Here is a 20,409-nt window from a genome sequence, read left to right as displayed (position 1 = left end):
ACTACTCGCTCCTTAAATTCTAAAAACCAATAGACCAAACAGACTCATCACTGCCGTCAATATCCAGAACCTCACGGTAATCTTGCTCTCCGGCCAGCCTATAAACTGAAAATGATGATGAAGCGGCGCACAGCGTAAGACCCTCTTTCCGGAGACCTTGTACACTGCAATCTGCACAAACACGGACATGGCCTCGACCATGAACACTATGCCTACCAGGACCAGTACTATCTCTTGTTTTGTGAGGAGCGCCACAAGCGCCAGGATACCGCCAACGCTCAGAGAACCGACGTCTCCCATAAAGGCCTGGGCCGGAAACCCGTTGTACCAGAGAAACCCCAGCCCCGAACCCGCCAGTGCCGCGCAAAAGATGCTCAGTTCCCTGGCGCCTGGGACGTGCTGCACGTCGAAAAACCTGCTGGTTTCCCAATCCCCCACCACGTAGGCAACGACACAGAAGACAATACTGGTCATAATGGTGCAGCCTATCGCCAGACCGTCCAACCCATCGGTTATGTTCACTGCATTAGAAGTCCAGGCGACAAAGAACATGACCAGCACCACATAGAACCAATCCAATCCCAGGACAGCCTCCTTTAACACCGGCAACGTAATCTGACTGCCGACGTCAAGCCCGCTAAAGTGCACATAAAGGGTTATACCCAGGAGCAAACCAATGCCGAGCTGGAATGAAAGCTTTGTCCGGTCCTTTAGTCCCATAGAATCCTTGTGTGTAAGTTTTATGTAATCGTCCGCAAACCCTAATGCCCCCAGGCTAACGGCGGCAAAAAGCAGTACCATAATTGAATAGTCCGTAATGTCTGACCAAAGACAGGTGGAAATAAACACGGACAGGAGTATGATTATCCCACCCATGGTAGGTGTGCCCTTTTTATTGGCGTGAAGCCTCCTTACCTCGTCTGACGGGGTCTTGGACACGTCCTCCGACACCTTATACGCCCTCAACTTTTCAATAAGTTTTGCCCCCAGGAACAGACTGACCACAAATGCGGTGAGAGCCGCGAGACTCGACCTGAGCACCACGTCGTCTATCCCGCTATACGCGTTTGGAGAAAGTAAACCCAGGTTCAAGTAACTATACATGTCTAAACGGCCACCTTCCTTCTGAGATTCTTTATCAGTTTCTCACATACTTCCTCGAGTCTCATATCCCTGGAACCCTTAATGAGTACGGCGTCGCCCTTCTTAAGCTTTGCAGTTGCAAAGTCACAGAGCCCGTTGTCCCTGTCGAAGACCATCACCTTTTCTCCCGGGAATCCTCCTTTCCTGGCCGCCCTGGCAACCGTGCCTGCATGTTCTCCGGTCGCGAGAAGGAAGTTCACGGCCGATTTGGCAATCCTCCGGCCCAACGCCCTGTGCAGCCTGAGTGACTCCTCACCCAGTTCGGCCATGTCACCACAAACAAAAAATCTTCTCCCCGACACCTTCATATTGGAGTATTCCTCCAGGGCCCTTTCCATGCTGGACGGGTTCGCGTTATACGCATCCAGTATTATGGTTATCCCTTTGACCCTGCGCCTCTCCATCCTCATCGGCGCAGATTCAAAGGATTTGAAGCCCCGGGCCAGCTCACCCATATTGAGCCCGAGCTCATAACACACCGCAAGGGCGGCAAGGGCATTGTATACGTTGTGTATTCCCAAAAAGGGGATGTAAACCGGGTGCCTGCCGTTGACACTGAAGCTCAGCCCGTCTTTTTTCTCCTCCAGGTCACAGCCTCTTATATTTGCCGGCTCATGGATGCCAAAACACATCTTTCGTCCCGGAAACCCCTTCGCAATCATCTTGCACCAAAAATCGTCCGCGTTAAATATCAAGACCCCACCGGGCAGCAGATTCTCCAGCAGCTCGGACTTGGCCTTGGCCACTCCCTCTATGCTGCCAAGACCCTCAAGATGCGCCTCCGAGACGTTTGTTATCACACCTATGTCAGGCTGAGCTATCCAGGAAAGCTTTAGCATCTCACCCGGGGAATTAGTGCCCATTTCAATAACCGCAACGTCGTGGTGGGGTTCCAATTGGAATAAACTCAGCGGCACGCCTACAAGATTATTAAGATTCCCGGGCGTGCTCACCATGTTGACTGCGGGGGAGAGGATATGATGCAGCATGTCCTTTGTGGTCGTCTTGCCGTTTGTGCCCGTTACGGCAACAACCCTTGCGGGGAGCTTTTCTCTATAATACCTGGCCAACATTCCCAGGGCCTTTGTCGTATCCTTTACTTTTATGACCAGCACGTCCTCCGGCAGGTCGCCCTTATATTTTCTGGAAACGAGTATGCCTTCGGCCCCGCGCTCTAACGCCTCCCCCACAAAATCATGCCCGTCGTAATTCTTCCCCTTAAGGGCAACAAACAACTCTCCCGGTTCTATGTGGCGCGTATCTGTTGAAACACCCTTCAGGAGGGCGTCCTTCCTGCCCCCCATGTGTTTTCCCTTAACGGCGCCTAATATCTCACAACCCCAAAGGGCTTCCATAACCACTACCCCTCCATTAGTTAACAAGCATTACGCAAACGATACCGTATCAATAACGTCTGTTCCCGAACGCTTTAACACCGCCTCGCCTAACGACGGCATAAGCAACACGTCTCCTTGACACTGCGGGCAAAGCATTTTGATTACCTTTATGTCTTCCATTATTTTGCAGAGTTCTTCCGGAACCTCTATCCATTCACCAAACCTCTTTACCTTATTACATCCCTGACATTGTAGTATCATGTTAAGGTGTTCCTCCGCCTTTCTAAATGGTTATAGATGCCTCCAGGAGCACCCCTTCGGGTACTCCACTCAACCCGTTAGGCCACAGATACACCCACACGCGCCTCTTGCTCCCTAGACGTTGTTTCTTCCCCGGCGGTGCTACACACCCCTCCGTTCCTTTTGACTATCTCCCGCACTACCTCCCGGTCATCAAACCAGATTGCCCTGTCGGAAAGGACCTGCACCCTTTCATGGCCTTTGCCCGCGACGAGGACCACGTCTCCATCCCTTGCCTCTTTGACGGCGTCTTCTATTGCCCGCCTTCTGTCGGGCTCCACACCGTAATCCTTGCCGAGTATGCCTTTCTCTATGTCCTTTATTATGCTCATGGGCCGCTCGGAACGGGGGTTGTCACTCGTAATCCAAAAATAATCTGAAAGCTTCTCTCCAATACTACCCATCAACGGCCTCTTGCCCTTGTCTCTGTCACCACCACAGCCAAAGACCAGCAGTAACCTGTTCTTCACCAGAGGCCTGAGCGCATTCAGCACCGATTCAAGGGCGTCGCTCGTATGGGCATAATCGACAAAGACAGAATATCCATCTGCGACCGCCACCCTCTCAAGTCTGCCCGGTATCAGTGTCAGTGACTCTATGCCTTCCTTCACCTCCTCAAGGCTCACGCCCAGGGCCAGCGCTGTCGTTGAGGCCGCAAGGATATTGCATAAATTATGACTGCCCATCAACCTTGTGCTTGCAATCACCTCTTCTTGCCCGTCAGAAAGCCTTATACACATTCCATCCAAATCGAGGTTTATCAATTTTGCCCTTACTCCCGACCCGCTACGTAAACCATACCAGAACACCCTGCCGTCGGTCTGAAGACTAAAATACAGGCTCGCGGGGTCATCCCGATTCAATACCGCAAAAGCCCCCACCGGGAGATTTCTGAAAAGCTCGGCCTTTGCGTCTCTATAATTGGTCAGGTTCGAGTGGTAATCCAGGTGGTCCATTGCCAGATTGGTAAACACGGCCCCACAGAATTCTATCCCGTACGTCCTGCGCTGGGTGAGGGCATGAGACGACACCTCCATAACCACGTGAGTGGTGCCCGCGTTAGCCATCTTGTGCAACAGGCGGTGGAGCTCAACAGGGTCCGGGGTAGTCTGCGTAGAATCAATTAACCTGTCCCCTACCTGATAATGGACGGACCCGAGCAGACCCGCCTTCTTCGATGAGGCCATCAGCATAGAATGAAGGAGGTACGCGGTGGTTGTCTTCCCGTTCGTGCCGGTTACGCCTATAATCGACAGTTTATTCGACGGCTCACCGTAAGACCCGGATGCGAGTCTGGCTACTGCAACCGCTGACGAGGGCACGGTAATGTGGGGAACGTCTTCGGGCAGGCAAACTCTCTTCTCCGTCACCACGGCCGCTGCCCCTTTGGTCAGTGCCTCATGTATAAAATCGTGGCCGTCGACGCGGGTACCGGGAATGGCCACAAACACATTCCCGTCCTCTATCTTTCTTGAATCACATGATATTCCGGTAATCTCACCGTCCACGTCACAGGGGCCGCGATACTGCGCCCCCACAAGATGGTTGCAAAGCTCCGTCAGTTTCATAGATATTGGCCTCTCCACAAAACCACTAAATAAGTTTTTTGCCTACATCACTGCCTTCAACCTGAGAAACCGTGCTCTTCATGTAATTAAGCGACCTTCTGAGTATCTCCTTCACTACCGGCGCCGCTACCGTGCCACCGTAATACGCCCGGCCGTGAGGTTCGTTTACCATTACCAGGACACATATCTTAGGCTCTTCCGCAGGTGCATAGCCTATAAATGAGCTTATGTAGCCCGTGTCTCTATAACCTTTTCCGCCTTGTTTGATTTTCTTGGAGGTGCCGGTCTTTCCCGCCACTTTATGACCTTTAATCGCAGCCCTCCTGCCGGTGCCTTCATCAATAACCCTTGTTAGTATGGGGGTCATCACGCCATTAGCTAACTCACTGTCGAGCATCCGGCCGCGAGATTCCGGACCAAAACGCTTTTTTATCCTGCCATCACCATCGACTACCGCCTTTACCGTTCTGGGCCTCAGCAACGTCCCACCGTTGGCAATGGTGCAATAGGCAGTAATCATCTGTAAAGGTGTTACGGCAACCTCGTATCCCATGGCAACCGAGGCAGTGGAATAGCTGGTCCAATTTTTGTAGTGCCTCAAAATACCTCCCACCTCCCCCGGAAGTCTTATGCCCGTTGGCCTGCCAAGGCCAAAGCCCCTGAGGTCTTCGTACAACCCCCTGATACTGTTCTTTGCCGCCAGCTTGGACATGCCGATGTTGCTTGAGTGGATAACAATCTCCTCCACGGTCAGGTTCCCGTAGGAATGGACGTCCCGCAACGTCCTTCTTCCAATCTTGTAGACACCGTTGCTGCAAAAGATCACGTCCTTCGGGCTGACCAGACGTCGTTGCAATATGCCGCTGACCACAAGGGGTTTCATTATGGAGCCCGGCTCATAGCTGTCAGTAATGGCCCTGTTGCGTCTCTGGTCTGCAGAGGAAATGGTGAAAAGATTGGGGTCAAAGGTTGGACGGTTTGATAACGCGAGGATCTCGCCTGTGGCGGGATCCATGGCTATAACGGTAGCAGAAACGGGCTTCCACTTCTCAAACGCCTTATCCAGCTCCTCTTCCAGGATATGCTGTATGGTGATGTCAACGGTAAGTACGAGATTGTCGCCGTTGACGGGTGAGGCGTAGGGGTTCTCTGCGCTAAAGATGGCACGCTGCAGCCCGTCCCTGGTAATTACCTTATAACCGGGCCGGCCTGAGAGTTCGGTGTTGAAGGTGAACTCGACGCCTTCAAGCCCGCTCTCGTCAATGTCTACAAAACCTAATATATGACATAGGAGCTTACCACAAGGATACGACCGCCTGCTCTCTTTCTGTATGCTTACTCCTGCCAGGGCCAGTTCTTCAACCGCCTGTGCTTCCTTCTTGCTGACCTGCCTCTTTATCCATGCGAACCTTTTGTCCCTGTCAAGCGCCTTTTGTACGCGCGAGACGTCCAGGTCCAACGCATTTGCAAGTTCCCTGGAAGTGTGGGGCTTGTCCTCTATCTCCTTTGGGTCGGCGTATATTGAATTGGTTTCAATGGAGTGCGCCAGTATCTTACCGTTGCGGTCTAGAATGGCCCCCCGGAGTGCGGGTATCTCAACCCTTTTGTAATGTTGTCTGTCAGCCAGCTTCTGGTACTTATCGTGTTCAACAAGCTGAATGCGGCCAAGCTGGAAGGCTAGAACAGAATATATAACAAATAAAGCGATGATAAATATATAGGATCTCACTCCCTAATCCTCACTTATTAGTTATTGTCATTAATAAGACACCCTGCTTAGACACTACACAGTAAATTTAATCATGCTGCTGTACACGGGCAGTCTACTTCCTTTAACACCTCCATCTATACCTTTACCGGCTAAACGTCCCCGTTCTCTAAGAGCTGTTTCATTTTATAGTCTTCAATCTCCCTGAAACGGCCCTTACCTGCGAGAAACCCGGACATAAATGCATAGACCAGTATGCCGTCCAGGTAATTCACGCTGGCATACGGGTCGTCTTGTACCTTTGAAACCGTTTCAACCAGAATGGCAGGACTGCACTTTGCCAGAGAACTATCCAGATAGGCCTTCGCCGCCATATTGAGTTCTCCGCCGAACTTCGCAATAAATTCCTCCGCATCCTCAAAATGCTTCTCAGTAGCCGGCACGCCAAAGAGTTTCGCGCTCTCTGAAAAATCTTTATATTTCATTTACGGTTTCCGTCAGTATCTCTTCTGTGGTGTAGCCGAATGTGCGTCCGCATTTAACACAGGTCCAAAGTCTCAGGTCCGACACAAAACCGTACCCGGACTGCTTTTCAGTAAAGAAGTACTCCTTGCTCTCGCAGTTTTGACACGGAACGCCCAGCCTGACCATTGATTTAACGGACATTCTTTTCCCCAACCTTTCCACCATTCCCGTTCCACTTCTTAATAACGACACCTGCCACTTCACCACTCTTATCGCCGGGAGGCAGGAGCCCGAGACCCATTGCGTTCATACTCTTCAATATATTTCCCGGAGATTTTAGCGCGCTTATCTGCCCTTCCAGCATACGGTTTCTTTCCGCCAGGATGGTCTTTTTCTTCTCCAGGGTAGTTATCATATACCCCGCGCTTATGGTCTGCCTGGCATGCCACAACACCGCCATCGCCATCACGGTAGTAACAGATAGAAAGATTACGATACGAATTACCGCCATATCAGAGTTTCTCCATCGCCCGTAGTTTTGCGCTCCTGGAGCGTCTGTTCTCCTGAACCTCTTCCTGAGAGGGCCGAACCGGTTTCTTGGTAAGGATACGGTAAGTGCCGGCGCGAGAACTCTTCAGAAAGGCATGCTTCACAACACGGTCTTCCAACGACTGAAAGCTTATTGCCACCGTGCGGCCCCCCGGCCTCTGAAACCCGTAGCAGTTCTCAAGAAAAGACTCCAGGCTCTCAAGCTCCCGGTTCACCGCTATACGAAGCGCTTGAAAAATCCTGGTGGCCGGATGTATCCTGCCCCTTCTCCCGGGAACACTTCTCTCGATAAGATTTGCCAGTTCGGTAGTGGTCTTAACCGGGGCCCCTCTCTTAATCGCCCTAGCTATCCTCCTGGACCATCTTTCCTCGCCAAACCGCTTGAAAACCTCCACCAGCTCTTTCTCCGACAGTCTCTTTATAAGGCTCGCCGCGGTCATCTTACCGGAGGTGTCCATCCTCATATCCAGGGGACCCTCGTGTCGAAAACTGAAGCCGCGTTCCGGTGAGTCAAGCTGTAAGGATGACGCTCCAAGGTCAAGAAGTATCCCGTCCACCATACCCCCCTTTACACCTGCCTCTTCCAGAACGGACCCCGCTTCCCGGTAGTCTGCGTGAAAAAACCGAACGTTTTCTTTGAAAGGTGTGAGAAATCTTTTCGCCATCTCTAGCGCCTCTTCGTCCTTGTCCACACCAATTAGAAGTCCCTCCGTTCCTAACTCTTTCAATATGGCCGCAGCGTGACCCCCAACACCTACCGTACAGTCAAGCACTACGTGCCCGGGCCCTGGCCTCAACCACTCGAGCACCTCCTTTAACATCACCGGTCGATGAGGAGGCGCCTCTAGCTGCATAAAGACTCTTTATTAACTCCCGCTGTATAAGTCCTCAGCCAACTTGTCCAGGTTCTTCGTGTTGTCTTCGTCCATGGCTTGCCACCTGGCGTAATCCCAGATCTCTATCCTGTCCAGCGTACCCACCAGCATCACATCCCTTCCCAAACTGGCATACTCCTTAAGGGACTGCGGGATGACTATTCTGCCCTGAGGGTCACATGAAATCTTGAAGGCATGTGCGACAAATGCGCGTTCAAAGTTGCGCCTCTTGCTGGTGAAAGGAAGTTTCTTGACATTGTCGGTCACAAAGTCGTCCCAAAGTCTGGGAGGGAACATAAACAAACATCCCTCCAGTCCACGAGTGATGTAGAACCCCTTGCCGTCCCTCTTCGAAACACACTCCCTGAGCGCCGAGGAAATGGCAATCCTGTTCTTTTCATCAAGTACATGCTTGTAGTTGCCGTTAAACATTTCTGTTTTTTGTAATTGTTTTTTTAACTACTCTTTTGTTCATCATGGGATACCAAACCACTTTCCACCACTTTGAACCACCAGAAGTTTATTGCCATTCCTCTCATAGTCAAGTACTTTCTGTACGGACTTTTTAGACTACCCATATATGTTGTTAACGTTGGAGGATACGTACAATATATAGCACATTTTCCAATAAAATTTTTTCAAAAACTTCCAACGTTATTTGCCACCACCACGATAAGGTAATACAATAGGAAGTATTATGAACACCAATCCAGATCACACAACCGACCTCTACGACTATCCACTGTACAAGGAACTTGTAGCCCAGCACCCGTTACCCGAGAGAGATGCCTCGAGACTTATGGTACTTAACCGGGCCACGGGGAAACGGGAGCACCGCAGCTTTTCAGATATAGTACGCTATTTACGTAAGGGGGACGCGCTGGTGTTGAACGACTCCAAGGTCATACCCGCCAGGCTGATTGGCAGCAGGAAGACCGGGGGCGCCGTGAAGGTATTATTGGTGAACAGGTTAGGGCGGGGAAGATGGAGGATCCTCCTTGAAACAAGGGGTAAGCCCTCTGCGGGGGAGGATGTTCTCTTTGATGGGGAGTCGTTGAGAGGGACCTTGGTGGAGAGGCTGTCATCCAGAGAATGGGTCATGGTTTTTGAATCCGACGACACGGTCTGGGAGATAATAAACAAGGTCGGCCGGATGCCTCTCCCTCCATACATAAAACGTCACCCCGGCAACGACCCCTTTTTGCTTGAGGACATGGAACGATACCAGTCTGTCTTCGCGTCCAAGCCCGGTTCTATTGCAGCGCCCACCGCGGGACTCCACTTTACGCCGCCGCTTTTGGGGCGTATCAGACGGACAGGTGTAGAGGTTGTCCATATCACGCTCCACGTTGGCCTGGGCACGTTCATGCCAATAAGGTCGTCTGCCATAACCCGTCACAAGATGGAGAAGGAGTACTACGAGCTGGACATAGACGCCGCCCGGAGGTTGAACGATGTGCGCAAGCGGGGTGGGAGAGTCGTCGCAGTCGGCTCAACGTGCTGCCGTGTCCTTGAGACACTCGCACAGGAGGACGAGCTAAAGGCATCCAAAGGTTGGACCGATTTATTCATCCATCCCCCGTACAGGTTTAAGATGGTAGACGCGCTACTAACCAATTTTCACCTGCCCAGGACAACACTGCTCGTGCTTGTGGCCGCCTTCGCGGGCCGGACCAAAATCCTGGAAGCCTATGCCGAGGCGGAAAAGAAGGGCTACAGGTTTTACAGTTACGGTGATGCGATGCTAATACTCTAGAAATCCGTTGACATTCGTCCGCAAATACGCAATAAGCTCTTCTGTTATTGCAGAAGGTCACAACACGGGAACGCAGACCATACTCTGACAAACGATGAAAGCAGAAGCAGAACCAGCGGACAGACCCCACAATGTAATCGGGCTTATGTCCGGGACGTCATCCGACGGCGTGTCTGCATGCCTGGTAGAGATTGCCGGGAATTGCCTCGATACCCGGGTAGAGCTCAGGGCCTGCGAGACCTATCCCTATGAAAGACCCATTAGAGAGACCGTCCTCGCCCTGACTAACACGACACGGGCGCCGGCAGAAGACGTGGCGAGATTAAACGTGCTCCTGGGCAGGATCTTTGCCGGTGCCGCAAGGGACGTGGCGCAAAAGGCCGGCGTCCCGTTAGAAGAGGTAGACCTGATAGGCTCACACGGCCACACCATCATCCACAGGCCGCGCCAACAACTGCGGCAAAACAACTATAATAATGAAACGGGCGAAACACCATTCTCCTTCACCCTGCAGATAGGAGAGCCGTCCGTCATAGCACAGGAGACCGGCGTAACCACCGTAGCGGACTTCAGGATGCGAGACGTTGCCGCCGGAGGGAGCGGCGCGCCGCTTGTCCCGTACACGGACTACATCCTGCTCAGACACTCCACAATCTCAAGGGCCGTTCAGAACGTCGGCGGCATAGCAAACGTCACCTTCCTGCCGCACGACTGCACCATAAACGACGTTATCGCCTTTGATACCGGTCCGGGCAACATGATAATGGACCGCGTCACACAAATAATCACCGACGGTAAACACAATTACGACGACGGCGGCCGACTGGCGGAAAAGGGCAGAGTAGACGAGACGCTTCTTTCAAAGCTCATGCACCATCCGTATCTTGCGGTAATCCCGCCAAAGAGTACGGGTAGAGAGGATTTTGGGACGCAATTCACCGATAAATTATATAAGGAAGCAACCTCGAATTCCTGCGATGACTTCTCCATACTGGCCACGGTAACCGCCTTTACCGCAAGGTCAATCGCAGAGGGTTACAAGAGGTTTATAACGCCCCGGCACAAGATATCGGAGGTAATACTCTGCGGCGGCGGGAGCAAAAATTATACGTTGATGAAATTCCTCAAAAAATTTCTTGCGACAATTCCCGTGCGTACCATAGATGAACTTGGCATACCTTCGCAGGCGAAGGAGCCCCTGAGTTTTGCCGTACTCGCCAACGAGACTATCTGCGGAAACCCCGGCAACATCCCCAACGCAACAGGGGCACGCGAGAGGGTGGTGTTGGGAAAAATCATACCCGGGAGAAACTGGAAAGACATTATACATATGTAGGGGTAACCTGCCGCGTCGTCCCTGCGGCACACAATGTTGTAGCTACCCCATTTATGAGGTCTTTTATACAAGAGCTTGAAATTAAGCGCCTACAAAATGATGTAATCTGTAAGGGCACGTTGTCCGTCTAAGGTTGGAAATCCGCCATTTTTGGGGCGGACGGACGAAGCAATCTCTGACCCCTGCCTGTCACTGCGAGGGGGTGTGTCTCGAAGCAGTCTCGTTTGTGAGATTGCCGCGCTTCGCTCGCAATGACATCTGGAACCGGCATGCAAGTGTTTATGAAAAGAAAAAAATAATGCCTAATAAAAAAAGGTCGAAAAAAATGCCCATCGGCGCCAGACGTATAGTCGACCGGTCTGGACTATTGACGGAAAAGCAAAATCCAGGGACGAAGGACATAGACACCAAAGGCGTCCTGGAGATAGTAGACGCAATCAACAAAGAGGACGCGACAGTATCCGGGGCCGTCCGCAAGGAGCGCAAGAACGTCGCGCGTGCCGTAGCGTTAGTGGTAAAGTCGTTCAAGAACGGAGGCCGCCTGTTTTACGCGGGGGCCGGGACAAGCGGCCGGCTGGGCATCTTAGACGCCTCGGAAATACCTCCAACCTTCGGCACCCAGCCCCGTCTTGTACAGGGCATCATCGCGGGGGGCAGGAAGGCCGTGTTCCGTTCCGTCGAAGGGGCGGAGGACAGCCGTTCAGAGGGCAGGAGGGCCATCCATCGGGCGGGGGTAAAGAACGCCGACACGGTGGTGGGGATTGCGGCAGGAGGCACCACCCCGTTCGTGCAGTCCGCCCTGAAGACCGCAAGCGCATTAGGGGCGGGGACCGTCTTCCTCACCTGTAACCCCGATACCAAACCAGGCACTGACGTTGACGTCATCATAAGGCCCGTAACCGGACCGGAGGTGATTACGGGTTCCACACGAATGAAGGCGGGTACGGCCACAAAGCTCATCCTGAACACGTTAACCACTGCCGCCATGATAAAGACCGGCCGTGTATGGGGAAACCTGATGGTAGACCTGCACGCCACAAACAGCAAGCTCATCGACCGCAGCGAGCGGATAATAATGGGTGTAACGGGCCTGTCCAGGCAGAGGGCAAGACGGCTCCTGGAAGAGGCCCATGGAGGGACGAAGACGGCTATATTAATGCACCTGCTTGATATTCCCTACACGAACGCACGAAAAAGACTCTCTGAATCAGAAGGTTCCCTGAGGGATGCCATGGATGGTTTTTCTTGACAAAAACAGCTATTAGCCGTAGTATAGTAGCGACTTAAGCCGTTGATTTTCCCTTCAACGAGCCCGGCCTCCTACAGGAGCAATAACCTTAGGTCCCTATGCTGTATGTTGAATGAGCGTAACAATCGAAGTTTCTTCACATTCAAGAATCCCTCCAAACCACTGTGCATAGCCTTTCTTCTATCAATCGTGCTGTTTCTGGCAATACTGGCCAGACCGAGCAGCGCATTCTTTATGGACTGGTACAGTTCCGACGGCGAGTCTAAATACAGGCTGTCCGGGGCTGTAACTTCTTATATCGAGAGATTCTATGTAGACCAGGACAATGTACGGCCTAAGCATATGCTGCTTGAGGCGTTGTCCTGGACAGAAAGGTTGCTGCCCAGCGTCTTAGTAACGACCTCCGAAGCATCCGACACAATAGAGATATCGAGCGGCGGGGCAAGAAAGGAACTGTCCACCGAAAACATAGAGACCCTTGACGACATGCTTTTGGCGCTCAGGGAATCCCTGGTATTTATCCAGGCAAACCGCCCGGAACCGAACGACCCGAAACCGGAGGATCTTGAATATACGGCCATAAACGGCATCCTCACCGACCTTGACCCACACTCCTTATTGCTCCCACCGAAGGAATACAAGGAATTCAGGATAGGCACCTCAGGGAGGTTTGGCGGACTGGGCATGGTAGTCGGAATAAGGGACATGTATCTCACCGTAATATCAACTATTGAGGGTACCCCCGCCCATAAGGCAGGCCTTAAACGTGGTGACAAGATCATGCAAATAGACAATGAGTCCACGGTCAACATGTCTCTCTTTGAAGCCGTAGGCAAATTGAGGGGTGAGCCCGGCACGAACGTCACCCTCTATATACACAGAGACAAGACCTCTAAACCCGAAACCATCCCAATCAAAAGGGCGGTAATAGCCTTGCCCAGCATCGAGGCCCAGCCCCTTGGCGAAGGTCTGGGGTACATAAGAATCAGGAGCTTCCAGGAAGACACCGCCGAAGACCTGGACATACATCTCGATGAACTGAAATCGGAATACGGTGAGATCAGAGGCCTGATCATCGACATGAGAAACAATTCCGGAGGGTTGCTTGACCAGGCCATAAAGGTATCAGACAGGTTCCTGGAGGACGGGGTAATAGTAGTGACGACAGGGCCGGGGAAGAGACGCCGCGAAGTGCAGGTGGCTGAACCATCGGAAGACGACGTGCTCACGTGCCCCATAGTAGTACTTATGGACTCCAGCAGCGCCTCCGGAGCGGAAATAGTTGCGGCCGCCCTTAAGGAAAACGGCAGGGCTGTTATTGTAGGCGACAGAAGCTTCGGGAAAGGCACCGTCCAGCAGCTTATAGATATGGCAGACGGTTCGGCGTTAAAACTCACCATTGCAAAGTATCTCACCCCTTTATACAGAGATATCCAGACTATAGGCGTGACCCCCGATATCTCACTTGTGCCGGTGGCCGTGGGAAAGGACGAGATATTTCTTGTCAAGGGCAATTCAGACACAATAAGAGAGTCGGACATGGAGGGACATTTGCGCGGCACTCCCAGCATCCAGGAAGAACCCCTGGCGACACTGCGCTATCTAAAGACCCCTCAAGACGCGCCCGAGGATGAAAAGCTGGAAGGTGAGGACCCATATAAACCGACCGACCTGGCCAACGACCGCCAGGTCCAGCTGTCAAAAGAACTCCTAAAGAGTACAAACTTCGCCAGAAGTGAGGAGATGCTGGAAGACATGAGGGCCACACTTGAAGACCTGCAAAAAAGCGAAGAAGAACACATAGTCGCCGCACTCGAAAAGGCGGGGATAGACTGGTCCGAGGGAAAGAGCACAGAGACGCCCAGACCCACCGTCTCACTGGAGACCGACCCCTTTGACAAAAGGATTATGGCCGGGGAAAAAGCCTCTATCACCATCAGTGTTACCAACGAAAGAGACGGTGCCCTTTATAGAATGTTTGCCGTCTCTGAGTCAAAGAACCCACTGCTGGACAAACTGGAATTCCCTCTGGGAAAGATCGACGCGGGAGAGACCAGGAGTTACACAAATGAAATAGAGATGCCGAAAGGCGCCCTCGATAGAAGTGACGAATTCATTATCAAATTTAATGAACTAAACGGCTATATCCCGAAAGACCTCCACGGAGACCTGACCACCGTCGCCCAGAAGAGGCCCAGGTTCGCTTACTCGTACCAGGTCATAGAAAGCGGCTCTAACGGTCACGGACCAAATGACGACGGCCTTATACAGAAGGGTGAGCACATAGACCTGCTGGTAACCGTCAAAAACGTGGGAGAAGGCAATAGCTCCAAAAACATGGTCACCCTCAGGGAACTGAGCCATAAAGAGGTCTTTGTTGAAGAAGGCTCTAAGGAGCTGGGCGAACTTGCGCCCGGGGAGAATAAGACCGTATCCTTGCGTTTCCACGTAAGGGAAAACATAGAGGCAAATGAGTTCACCGTGGACCTTGTTATAACCGATCTGACCTACGGTGTATACCTTACGGATAAACTTACCTTCCCCATATTGGAACCCAAGGCGGTCCCATTGCTGGCTGAGGAATCCAGAGACTTAATCGTTGTTCAAGATGAAGCATCTGTATACGGTGGCCGGTCCATAGACGCACCCATAATGAGCGAAATGAACAAAGGCTTCGTCCTTAAGTCGGACGGTTCCGTGCCGGGTTGGTACAGGGTAAAGCTCTCCAACGGCGGCTGGGGCTGGGTAGTTGCCAGAGACGTGGCCGAGACCAGCGCACAAGTCCCGGTGGAAGACAGAGTGAAAATTTACGTTCAACATGCCCCGCCCGTTATAGGAATCGAACGTCCGCCCACTCCGACTCAAACACCTAGAATAGTTATCTCCGGCGAGGTTTTTGACGAAGACGGCGTAAAGCACGTCTACGTTCTGGTAAATAACGATAAAGTCTACCTGAACACCCCGGAGAATGCCACAGAGACAAAATTGCTGGAATTTAAGGCCGAGGTGTCCCTTGAAGAAGGGCCAAATAACATTACCGTTGTAGCCAGAGACACCTCAGGACTTCTGTCCACTAAAAGCTTTGTCACCAGCGCAAAGACTGCTCTCGTAAAGGGAATAGGCGAGACAGGCGAATCAGAGCTACAGTAACGACGCCGGCTGAGGCGCCCACCCCCTCCCGGTGACATCCGCGTGAAGAAAGGCTCAACCAGGTTTCGCTCTAGCTGGGCTGCTTATGGTATTCCGACTCACACCTGTAGTACGCGCTAAGGATCTTGGCTATCTCGGGCCTGGTAAACGAAGACGGCGGGGCATGACCCTCCGCAAGTATCCTCCTTACCTCGGTACCACTAAGTGCCACATGGCGCTTTGAATCATGCGGGCAGGTCTTGAAAGAGGCCATTCCGTAGCAGCTCCTGCAGTAAAAGGTATAGTCGAAGAACAGCGGCACAATGCCTATATCCTCCCTGTCAAACTCATCAAAGATGTAGTGGGCGTCGAAGCTGCCGTAATAATTTCCTACGCCTGCATGGTCCCTGCCCACTATGAAGTGCGAGCACCCGTAATTCTTTCTCACCAGGGCGTGAAATATGGCCTCTCTGGGCCCTGCATATCGCATGGCCGCAGGAAAAACCGACAGGGCCACCCTGTCTTTCGGATAGTATTTTTCCAGCAGTACCTCGTAACAGGCCATCCTTATCTCGGCCGGTATGTCACCCTCCTTCGTCTCACCCACCAGCGGGTGTAAGAGCATCGCGTCCACCGTCTCAAGCGCACATTTCTGAATGTACTCATGCGCCCTGTGTACCGGGTTCCGGGTCTGAAAACCCACAACCCGCCTCCAGCCCTTCTTTCGAAAGAACTCCCTTGTGTCCGCCGGGTCCAGCCTGTATTTAATAAAATCATTGTGCTTGGGCCGATTGAGCACGCTTATCTTACCGCCCAGCAACACATCACCATTATTGTAGAGGCGGTTGACACCGGGGTGCTTATCGTCACTTGTTCCGTATACCTCCAGGGCCTCTTTCGCCTTATCATACTGGAATTTCTCCTGGAGGTGCAACACCGCCAGCACCGTGCCCGTTTCATCCTCCAGTGCAAGGTCCATACCCTCCTTAAAGTTGCCGGCCTCTTTTTCACTGGCGGTAAGGACAATCGGGATGGTCCAGACGGTTCCATTCTCCAGCCGCATGGTGTCCACGACACTGTTGTAGTCTTCCCTGCACATAAATCCCTCAAGAGGACTAAACGCGCCGGTTGCAATCAACTCAACGTCATATATTTCTTGAGATGCAAGCCTCAGCCGCTTCATCTCTTTTGTCGCCCTGTCTAACATCTCCGCCCTGGCGGCACCGCGAACAATCCCGTCTACAAGTCTTCCACCATGGGGTTCTATTGTCATCGCTACTCAATCCCTCCTTTGTAAGAAACAGACTTCCTTACCTCCTCCAGGGAGAACTCCTCCTTTTTCCCCCGGCCGTCCGTTATGGTCCAAAAGGTTTTATTACCTCTCACACTTGCATTTAGAAATGCACCGGCATCCTGCTCTATTTTAAACGGCAGCCGCATGCTTATTGCCCCTACCGGGCAGTCCTTTACACAGGCGGTACAGCCCCAGCAGTCTTCAAGCGGCCGCACCACGGGCCACCCGTCTTCATCCTGTGTAATGAGGTTACCCGGACATATACGCTCGCAAAGCTTCTCTTTGGCGTCACCGCAGCGATTACAGACCTTATAGTCTATCGTTACCATTCAACCCTCGCTCTACCATTCTTATATCCCCGGTATCTGCATCCATAACCGAGTTCACGAACCTTAACCAGTGGCCGTCATCCCTCTCCGGATAATCGAGACGGCTCTGTGAGTACGGCCAACGGGTCTCCTTCCTGTATAACAGGTGTTCTACCACCATACGGGCCACGTCTATACGGTCCACCACCTCCATAGCCGATATGAGCTCGCTACAGTCGCCCGCCTTTAATAAGTCACTCTGGCCACGGAGCCTCGACAACAGGTCTCTGGCGATAAGGAGCCTTTCTTCACTGAGTTCATACCGTGTAGAAAGCCCGCCTGCGTACTCGTCCATCAGTTTCTGAAGCCTTTCTTCCATCTCCTGCGGGCTTACGCCCCCGTCCCTCTTCATGGGTGCTGTTACCCGCTCTTTCTCTCTCTCCACACTACCGGCATCAACCTCCGGGGTCTCTACCAACCGTATCTCTTCAAGCGCGGTCTTGACGGCGATACGGCCCTCCACCCACGAGCCGCTTGCGTATTTCTTGGGCGCACCACCGGCAACGTCGCCCGCCGCATAGAGTCCGGCCAGCGTCGTCCGACGATTAACGTCTATCCAGTACCCGGCCTCACCATGCCCGCCCACTACATACGGCTCACTGCCCGATATCTCAAAACGGCCGTCACCACCATCACGCCCCGCCCACAGGAGCGCCATTGAGGGGCTCATATTGAGCAGGTCCACCTTGAACCGCCCCTCCTCCTTGCTGCCTTTGCCCAGATGTCCCAGGTCCAGATAGCAAGGCCCCCTGCCCGCGGCATTCTCCCGCATGGTGGCAAATAATCTAAAATAAGTGCTGCTCTTCCTGACAGGATGACCCTCATCATATTTGTCTAAATAAGCCTCTCCTCGTGCATTTATCTGCCTTGCACCGGCACCAAGCGCCAGCGTGCCCGTAGGGGCCTGAACGTCCTTCACCCTGAGGGCGATAAAGCGGTTCTCAAAACTCGTCATCTCTGCGCCGGCACGGATACCAACGGCGTAACCCGTGCCCACGTTCCAGGGACAATACCAGATAAGATGTCTGCCACAGCCATCATTAACAGACCTGTAGATACCTGAGGCGCCGCCCGCCGCCACGATCACACCCTTCGCCTTCACAACATAGAGACGCCCGTCCCTTACACCCAGGCCAAATGCACCCACCACCTTGCCACCGGAGACTATCAGATTGGTGGCCGCCACGCGGTTAAGCACCTCGGCCCCGCTCCTCCTGACGGCCTCCGCCAGGATGGGTTTAAGCCGCTCACCCTGCACCCTTACGCCACGCCTGCCCCTGGGTATGTATCTCCCTTCATCGTCCTTCTCTATAGGCAGCCCCCACTCCTCGACCTTCCTCACCACGTCGTTGAGCCCCTCGGCAATACTCAGCACCAGATCCTCTCTCACCACGTCCATGAACTCCTTCTTCACATAGTCGACATACGACTCCGGGCTCTGCCCCGGGTGCAGGTAGGCGTTTATTGAATTAAGCCCCATGGCCAGACAGCCACTCCTGTCAATATGCGCCTTTTCCATGATGAGACAACGGACCGCGGGCTCCAGCGTCCTGGCCTCCACGGCAGCAAAACAGCCCGCAGCACCTCCGCCGATTATCAGTATGTCAGTCTCAATGTTAACTACTTCCGTTGTCACCATATGCTCCGAAAAATCCTCCGGCATACTTTTTCAACTTTTCCGCAAACTAAATCAAGAATGTCAGAAATAAAAATTAAATATAGTACATGGCCGCTTCCTGGCCCTGTCTTTCCTGGACAAGAAGCTCGTTAAGTGTCACATTTTCAATGCTTTCCAGCATGGCATCGTACATATCCTGCCACAGGTCCTTTATCACGCAGCAGGCGGCGATGTGGCACACAGGCATCTGTGAACGTTCGTTCACACAATCTGCCGGTGCCAGAGAGCCCTCAAATATCTCTATAACCTCCTTAATGCTAATGTCCTTCGGGTCCTGCGCCAGACAGTGGCCGCCGTTTGCGCCCCTGTGGCTCATTACCAGGCCCGCGTTTCTGAGGTTCAGCAATATCCTTTCAAGAAAAGACGTGGGAATCTCCCTGGAGCGGGCTATCTCGCGCGAAAGCACGTAACCCTTTCCGTACCTTTGACCTAGCTCCATAAGAGCCAATATGGCATACTCTGTTTTATTCGATAATTTCACTATTCTTGACCAACTCTAAAAGAAAGTAAACAAATTCTATAATTTCCTACAAATTTTGTCAAATGAATTTTCGTGCATTCCAAAACCAGACCATAAGAATCCTCTGCGATTGTCATTGTAGCGGCAGAGTTTACTCTGCTTGTATACAATGATGTAGCGTGCGACCTTGTGTCGCACATGCGAGATAAATTATGCTAGAGGCAGAAAGTCCGCCAATCATTTTGGCGGGCAGACCTGCCCCCGGCACGGCTCGACCACTACAGTCTTTGGGATTGCCCCTTCAGAAAGATTTTGTAGTTGCCCGATTCGTCAAACCTTTATATAAAGGCCCATAAATGGTGATGAAGGCGCTGATACTACAGGCGGGGTACGGGACGAGGATGTACCCTCTGACGGAGGACATGCCGAAGGGGCTGTTGCCCGTGGGCGGCAAGCCGCTCATGGACTACCTGATAAGAAAGGTCACGGCGGTCCGCAATATAGATAAAATCTATGTTGTAACCAACCATAAATTCTATGACGCCTTCGCGGGGTGGCACGGGAAATTAAGCCCGTCATCCAGGAAAAAAATAGAGCTGATAAACGACGGAACGATTACCAACGAGACACGTCTCGGCAGTATCAGAGACATTCATCTGGTCATAACCGAAAAAAACATCCGGGACGATTTGATGATAATCGGCGGGGACAACATCTATGACCTGAGTTTTAGTGATTTCACAAACGCCTTTCTTAAGAAGAAGAAAGGCGACGTGGTAGCCGTCCACAGGGTTACCGATCCCGAAAGGCTCAGGCGCACGGGGGTAATACTGATGGACGAGGATTCCAGAATCACTCTTATGCAGGAAAAACCCGCCGAGCCCGTCTCGGAACTGGCCGTCCCGCCGCTGTACATACTCCGGAAAGACACGCTGCCGCTGGTGGCCGAATACATCTATGAGGGGAACGATACCGACGCGCCGGGCAACCTGATCGCCTGGCTACTCGAGCGCAGACCCGTATACGGCTATATATTCAAGGGCGGGTGTTACGATGTAGGAGATATTGAGAGCTACGAGAAGTTGAAGGACGGACTGCCCCGGTAACAAGTACATTGTAGGGTGCGTCAAGATGCATCCTACATCAACTAGATTCTTCGCTGCCCCTTCGCTACGCTCAGGGCTTCGGTTCAGA

The 20,409-nt window shown here is 52.5% G+C and carries 19 protein-coding genes; 5 read left to right on the top strand and 14 right to left on the bottom strand.

Annotation, left to right across the window (positions count from 1 at the left end; translation table 11 throughout):
- Positions 1-12 precede the first annotated feature (12 nt).
- The 10 genes from mraY to mraZ form a co-directional block, all read right to left on the bottom strand.
- The gene (gene mraY / locus NOU37_04505; GenBank protein MCQ4574487.1) at positions 13-1,104 is read right to left on the bottom strand and encodes a phospho-N-acetylmuramoyl-pentapeptide-transferase; all 1,092 of its coding nucleotides are present in this window, start codon (positions 1,102-1,104) and stop codon (positions 13-15) included.
- A 2-nt stretch (positions 1,105-1,106) separates the two neighbouring features.
- The gene (gene murF, locus NOU37_04500) at positions 1,107-2,498 is read right to left on the bottom strand and encodes a UDP-N-acetylmuramoyl-tripeptide--D-alanyl-D-alanine ligase (GenBank protein ID MCQ4574486.1); all 1,392 of its coding nucleotides are present in this window, start codon (positions 2,496-2,498) and stop codon (positions 1,107-1,109) included.
- A gap of 30 nt (positions 2,499-2,528) precedes the next feature.
- A complete protein-coding gene (locus NOU37_04495) occupies positions 2,529-2,741 on the bottom strand; it encodes a hypothetical protein (protein MCQ4574485.1) in 213 nt (70 codons plus the stop codon).
- A gap of 77 nt (positions 2,742-2,818) precedes the next feature.
- Complete coding sequence (locus tag NOU37_04490) at positions 2,819-4,348, bottom strand: UDP-N-acetylmuramoyl-L-alanyl-D-glutamate--2,6-diaminopimelate ligase (protein ID MCQ4574484.1); 1,530 nt, start codon at positions 4,346-4,348, stop codon at positions 2,819-2,821.
- A gap of 25 nt (positions 4,349-4,373) precedes the next feature.
- A complete protein-coding gene (locus NOU37_04485; GenBank protein ID MCQ4574483.1) occupies positions 4,374-6,077 on the bottom strand; it encodes a penicillin-binding protein 2 in 1,704 nt (567 codons plus the stop codon).
- A 131-nt stretch (positions 6,078-6,208) separates the two neighbouring features.
- Positions 6,209-6,541, bottom strand: a complete 333-nt coding sequence (locus NOU37_04480; protein MCQ4574482.1) for a hypothetical protein — start codon at positions 6,539-6,541, stop codon at positions 6,209-6,211.
- The gene (locus NOU37_04475; GenBank protein MCQ4574481.1) at positions 6,531-6,722 is read right to left on the bottom strand and encodes a hypothetical protein; all 192 of its coding nucleotides are present in this window, start codon (positions 6,720-6,722) and stop codon (positions 6,531-6,533) included. Before NOU37_04475 ends, NOU37_04480 begins: the two co-directional genes overlap by 11 nt.
- Positions 6,712-7,032, bottom strand: a complete 321-nt coding sequence (locus NOU37_04470) for a hypothetical protein (protein ID MCQ4574480.1) — start codon at positions 7,030-7,032, stop codon at positions 6,712-6,714. Before NOU37_04470 ends, NOU37_04475 begins: the two co-directional genes overlap by 11 nt.
- Before the next feature lies 1 nt (position 7,033).
- Positions 7,034-7,924, bottom strand: a complete 891-nt coding sequence (gene rsmH, locus NOU37_04465) for a 16S rRNA (cytosine(1402)-N(4))-methyltransferase RsmH (protein MCQ4574479.1) — start codon at positions 7,922-7,924, stop codon at positions 7,034-7,036.
- A gap of 12 nt (positions 7,925-7,936) precedes the next feature.
- Positions 7,937-8,377, bottom strand: a complete 441-nt coding sequence (mraZ, locus tag NOU37_04460) for a division/cell wall cluster transcriptional repressor MraZ (protein ID MCQ4574478.1) — start codon at positions 8,375-8,377, stop codon at positions 7,937-7,939.
- A 265-nt stretch (positions 8,378-8,642) separates the two neighbouring features.
- Between mraZ and queA the strand changes: the two genes are divergently transcribed.
- The 4 genes from queA to NOU37_04440 all read left to right on the top strand — a co-directional run bounded on the left by queA (position 8,643) and on the right by NOU37_04440 (position 15,436).
- Entirely contained in the window at positions 8,643-9,701 is a 1,059-nt protein-coding gene (gene queA, locus NOU37_04455) for a tRNA preQ1(34) S-adenosylmethionine ribosyltransferase-isomerase QueA (GenBank protein ID MCQ4574477.1), read from the top strand.
- A gap of 94 nt (positions 9,702-9,795) precedes the next feature.
- Positions 9,796-11,037 (top strand): anhydro-N-acetylmuramic acid kinase, encoded by a 1,242-nt coding sequence (locus NOU37_04450; GenBank protein MCQ4574476.1) that lies wholly within the window; start codon positions 9,796-9,798, stop codon positions 11,035-11,037.
- Between the two features lie 298 nt (positions 11,038-11,335).
- Entirely contained in the window at positions 11,336-12,286 is a 951-nt protein-coding gene (gene murQ, locus NOU37_04445) for an N-acetylmuramic acid 6-phosphate etherase (GenBank protein MCQ4574475.1), read from the top strand.
- A 105-nt stretch (positions 12,287-12,391) separates the two neighbouring features.
- Entirely contained in the window at positions 12,392-15,436 is a 3,045-nt protein-coding gene (locus tag NOU37_04440; GenBank protein MCQ4574474.1) for a S41 family peptidase, read from the top strand.
- Positions 15,437-15,506: 70 nt separating this feature from the next.
- Here the strand turns inward: NOU37_04440 and sat are convergent, their stop codons facing one another.
- The 4 genes from sat to NOU37_04420 all read right to left on the bottom strand — a co-directional run bounded on the left by sat (position 15,507) and on the right by NOU37_04420 (position 19,236).
- Positions 15,507-16,688 (bottom strand): sulfate adenylyltransferase, encoded by a 1,182-nt coding sequence (gene sat, locus NOU37_04435; GenBank protein ID MCQ4574473.1) that lies wholly within the window; start codon positions 16,686-16,688, stop codon positions 15,507-15,509.
- A 2-nt stretch (positions 16,689-16,690) separates the two neighbouring features.
- Positions 16,691-17,038 (bottom strand): 4Fe-4S binding protein, encoded by a 348-nt coding sequence (locus NOU37_04430; GenBank protein ID MCQ4574472.1) that lies wholly within the window; start codon positions 17,036-17,038, stop codon positions 16,691-16,693.
- On the bottom strand, positions 17,019-18,716 hold the full coding sequence (locus NOU37_04425) for an adenylyl-sulfate reductase subunit alpha (GenBank protein MCQ4574471.1): 1,698 nt from the start codon (positions 18,714-18,716) through the stop codon (positions 17,019-17,021). The genes NOU37_04430 and NOU37_04425 overlap by 20 nt, the downstream gene beginning before the upstream one ends.
- A 73-nt stretch (positions 18,717-18,789) precedes the next feature.
- Positions 18,790-19,236, bottom strand: a complete 447-nt coding sequence (locus NOU37_04420; GenBank protein ID MCQ4574470.1) for an Rrf2 family transcriptional regulator — start codon at positions 19,234-19,236, stop codon at positions 18,790-18,792.
- A gap of 335 nt (positions 19,237-19,571) precedes the next feature.
- Here NOU37_04420 and NOU37_04415 point away from each other — a divergent pair, with 335 nt between their 5' ends.
- Positions 19,572-20,321, top strand: coding sequence for a nucleotidyltransferase family protein (locus tag NOU37_04415; protein ID MCQ4574469.1), 750 nt, complete (start codon positions 19,572-19,574; stop codon positions 20,319-20,321).
- The last annotated feature ends 88 nt before the right edge of the window (positions 20,322-20,409 follow it).

It is taken from the genome of Candidatus Bathyanammoxibius amoris, assembly GCA_024451685.1.
Taxonomy (GTDB): domain Bacteria; phylum Planctomycetota; class Brocadiia; order Brocadiales; family Bathyanammoxibiaceae; genus Bathyanammoxibius; species Bathyanammoxibius amoris.
Note: the sequence above shows the minus strand (reverse complement) of the source record. Positions and strands in the feature narration are given on the sequence as shown.

Excerpts from the sequence above, each read along its gene's own strand:
- NOU37_04490 (MCQ4574484.1), bottom strand. The coding sequence starts at position 4,348 with ATGAAACTGACGGAGCTTTGCAACCATCTTGTGGGGGCGCAGTATCGC.
- NOU37_04430 (MCQ4574472.1), bottom strand. The coding sequence starts at position 17,038 with ATGGTAACGATAGACTATAAGGTCTGTAATCGCTGCGGTGACGCCAAA.
- NOU37_04440 (MCQ4574474.1), top strand. The coding sequence starts at position 12,392 with ATGTTGAATGAGCGTAACAATCGAAGTTTCTTCACATTCAAGAATCCC.
- mraY (MCQ4574487.1), bottom strand. The coding sequence starts at position 1,104 with ATGTATAGTTACTTGAACCTGGGTTTACTTTCTCCAAACGCGTATAGC.
- NOU37_04475 (MCQ4574481.1), bottom strand. The coding sequence starts at position 6,722 with ATGTCCGTTAAATCAATGGTCAGGCTGGGCGTTCCGTGTCAAAACTGC.
- queA (MCQ4574477.1), top strand. The coding sequence starts at position 8,643 with ATGAACACCAATCCAGATCACACAACCGACCTCTACGACTATCCACTG.
- murF (MCQ4574486.1), bottom strand. The coding sequence starts at position 2,498 with ATGGAAGCCCTTTGGGGTTGTGAGATATTAGGCGCCGTTAAGGGAAAA.
- NOU37_04470 (MCQ4574480.1), bottom strand. The coding sequence starts at position 7,032 with ATGGCGGTAATTCGTATCGTAATCTTTCTATCTGTTACTACCGTGATG.
- mraZ (MCQ4574478.1), bottom strand. The coding sequence starts at position 8,377 with ATGTTTAACGGCAACTACAAGCATGTACTTGATGAAAAGAACAGGATT.
- NOU37_04425 (MCQ4574471.1), bottom strand. The coding sequence starts at position 18,716 with ATGGTGACAACGGAAGTAGTTAACATTGAGACTGACATACTGATAATC.
- NOU37_04450 (MCQ4574476.1), top strand. The coding sequence starts at position 9,796 with ATGAAAGCAGAAGCAGAACCAGCGGACAGACCCCACAATGTAATCGGG.
- rsmH (MCQ4574479.1), bottom strand. The coding sequence starts at position 7,924 with ATGCAGCTAGAGGCGCCTCCTCATCGACCGGTGATGTTAAAGGAGGTG.
- NOU37_04480 (MCQ4574482.1), bottom strand. The coding sequence starts at position 6,541 with ATGAAATATAAAGATTTTTCAGAGAGCGCGAAACTCTTTGGCGTGCCG.
- sat (MCQ4574473.1), bottom strand. The coding sequence starts at position 16,688 with ATGACAATAGAACCCCATGGTGGAAGACTTGTAGACGGGATTGTTCGC.
- NOU37_04415 (MCQ4574469.1), top strand. The coding sequence starts at position 19,572 with ATGGTGATGAAGGCGCTGATACTACAGGCGGGGTACGGGACGAGGATG.
- murQ (MCQ4574475.1), top strand. The coding sequence starts at position 11,336 with ATGCCTAATAAAAAAAGGTCGAAAAAAATGCCCATCGGCGCCAGACGT.
- NOU37_04495 (MCQ4574485.1), bottom strand. The coding sequence starts at position 2,741 with ATGATACTACAATGTCAGGGATGTAATAAGGTAAAGAGGTTTGGTGAA.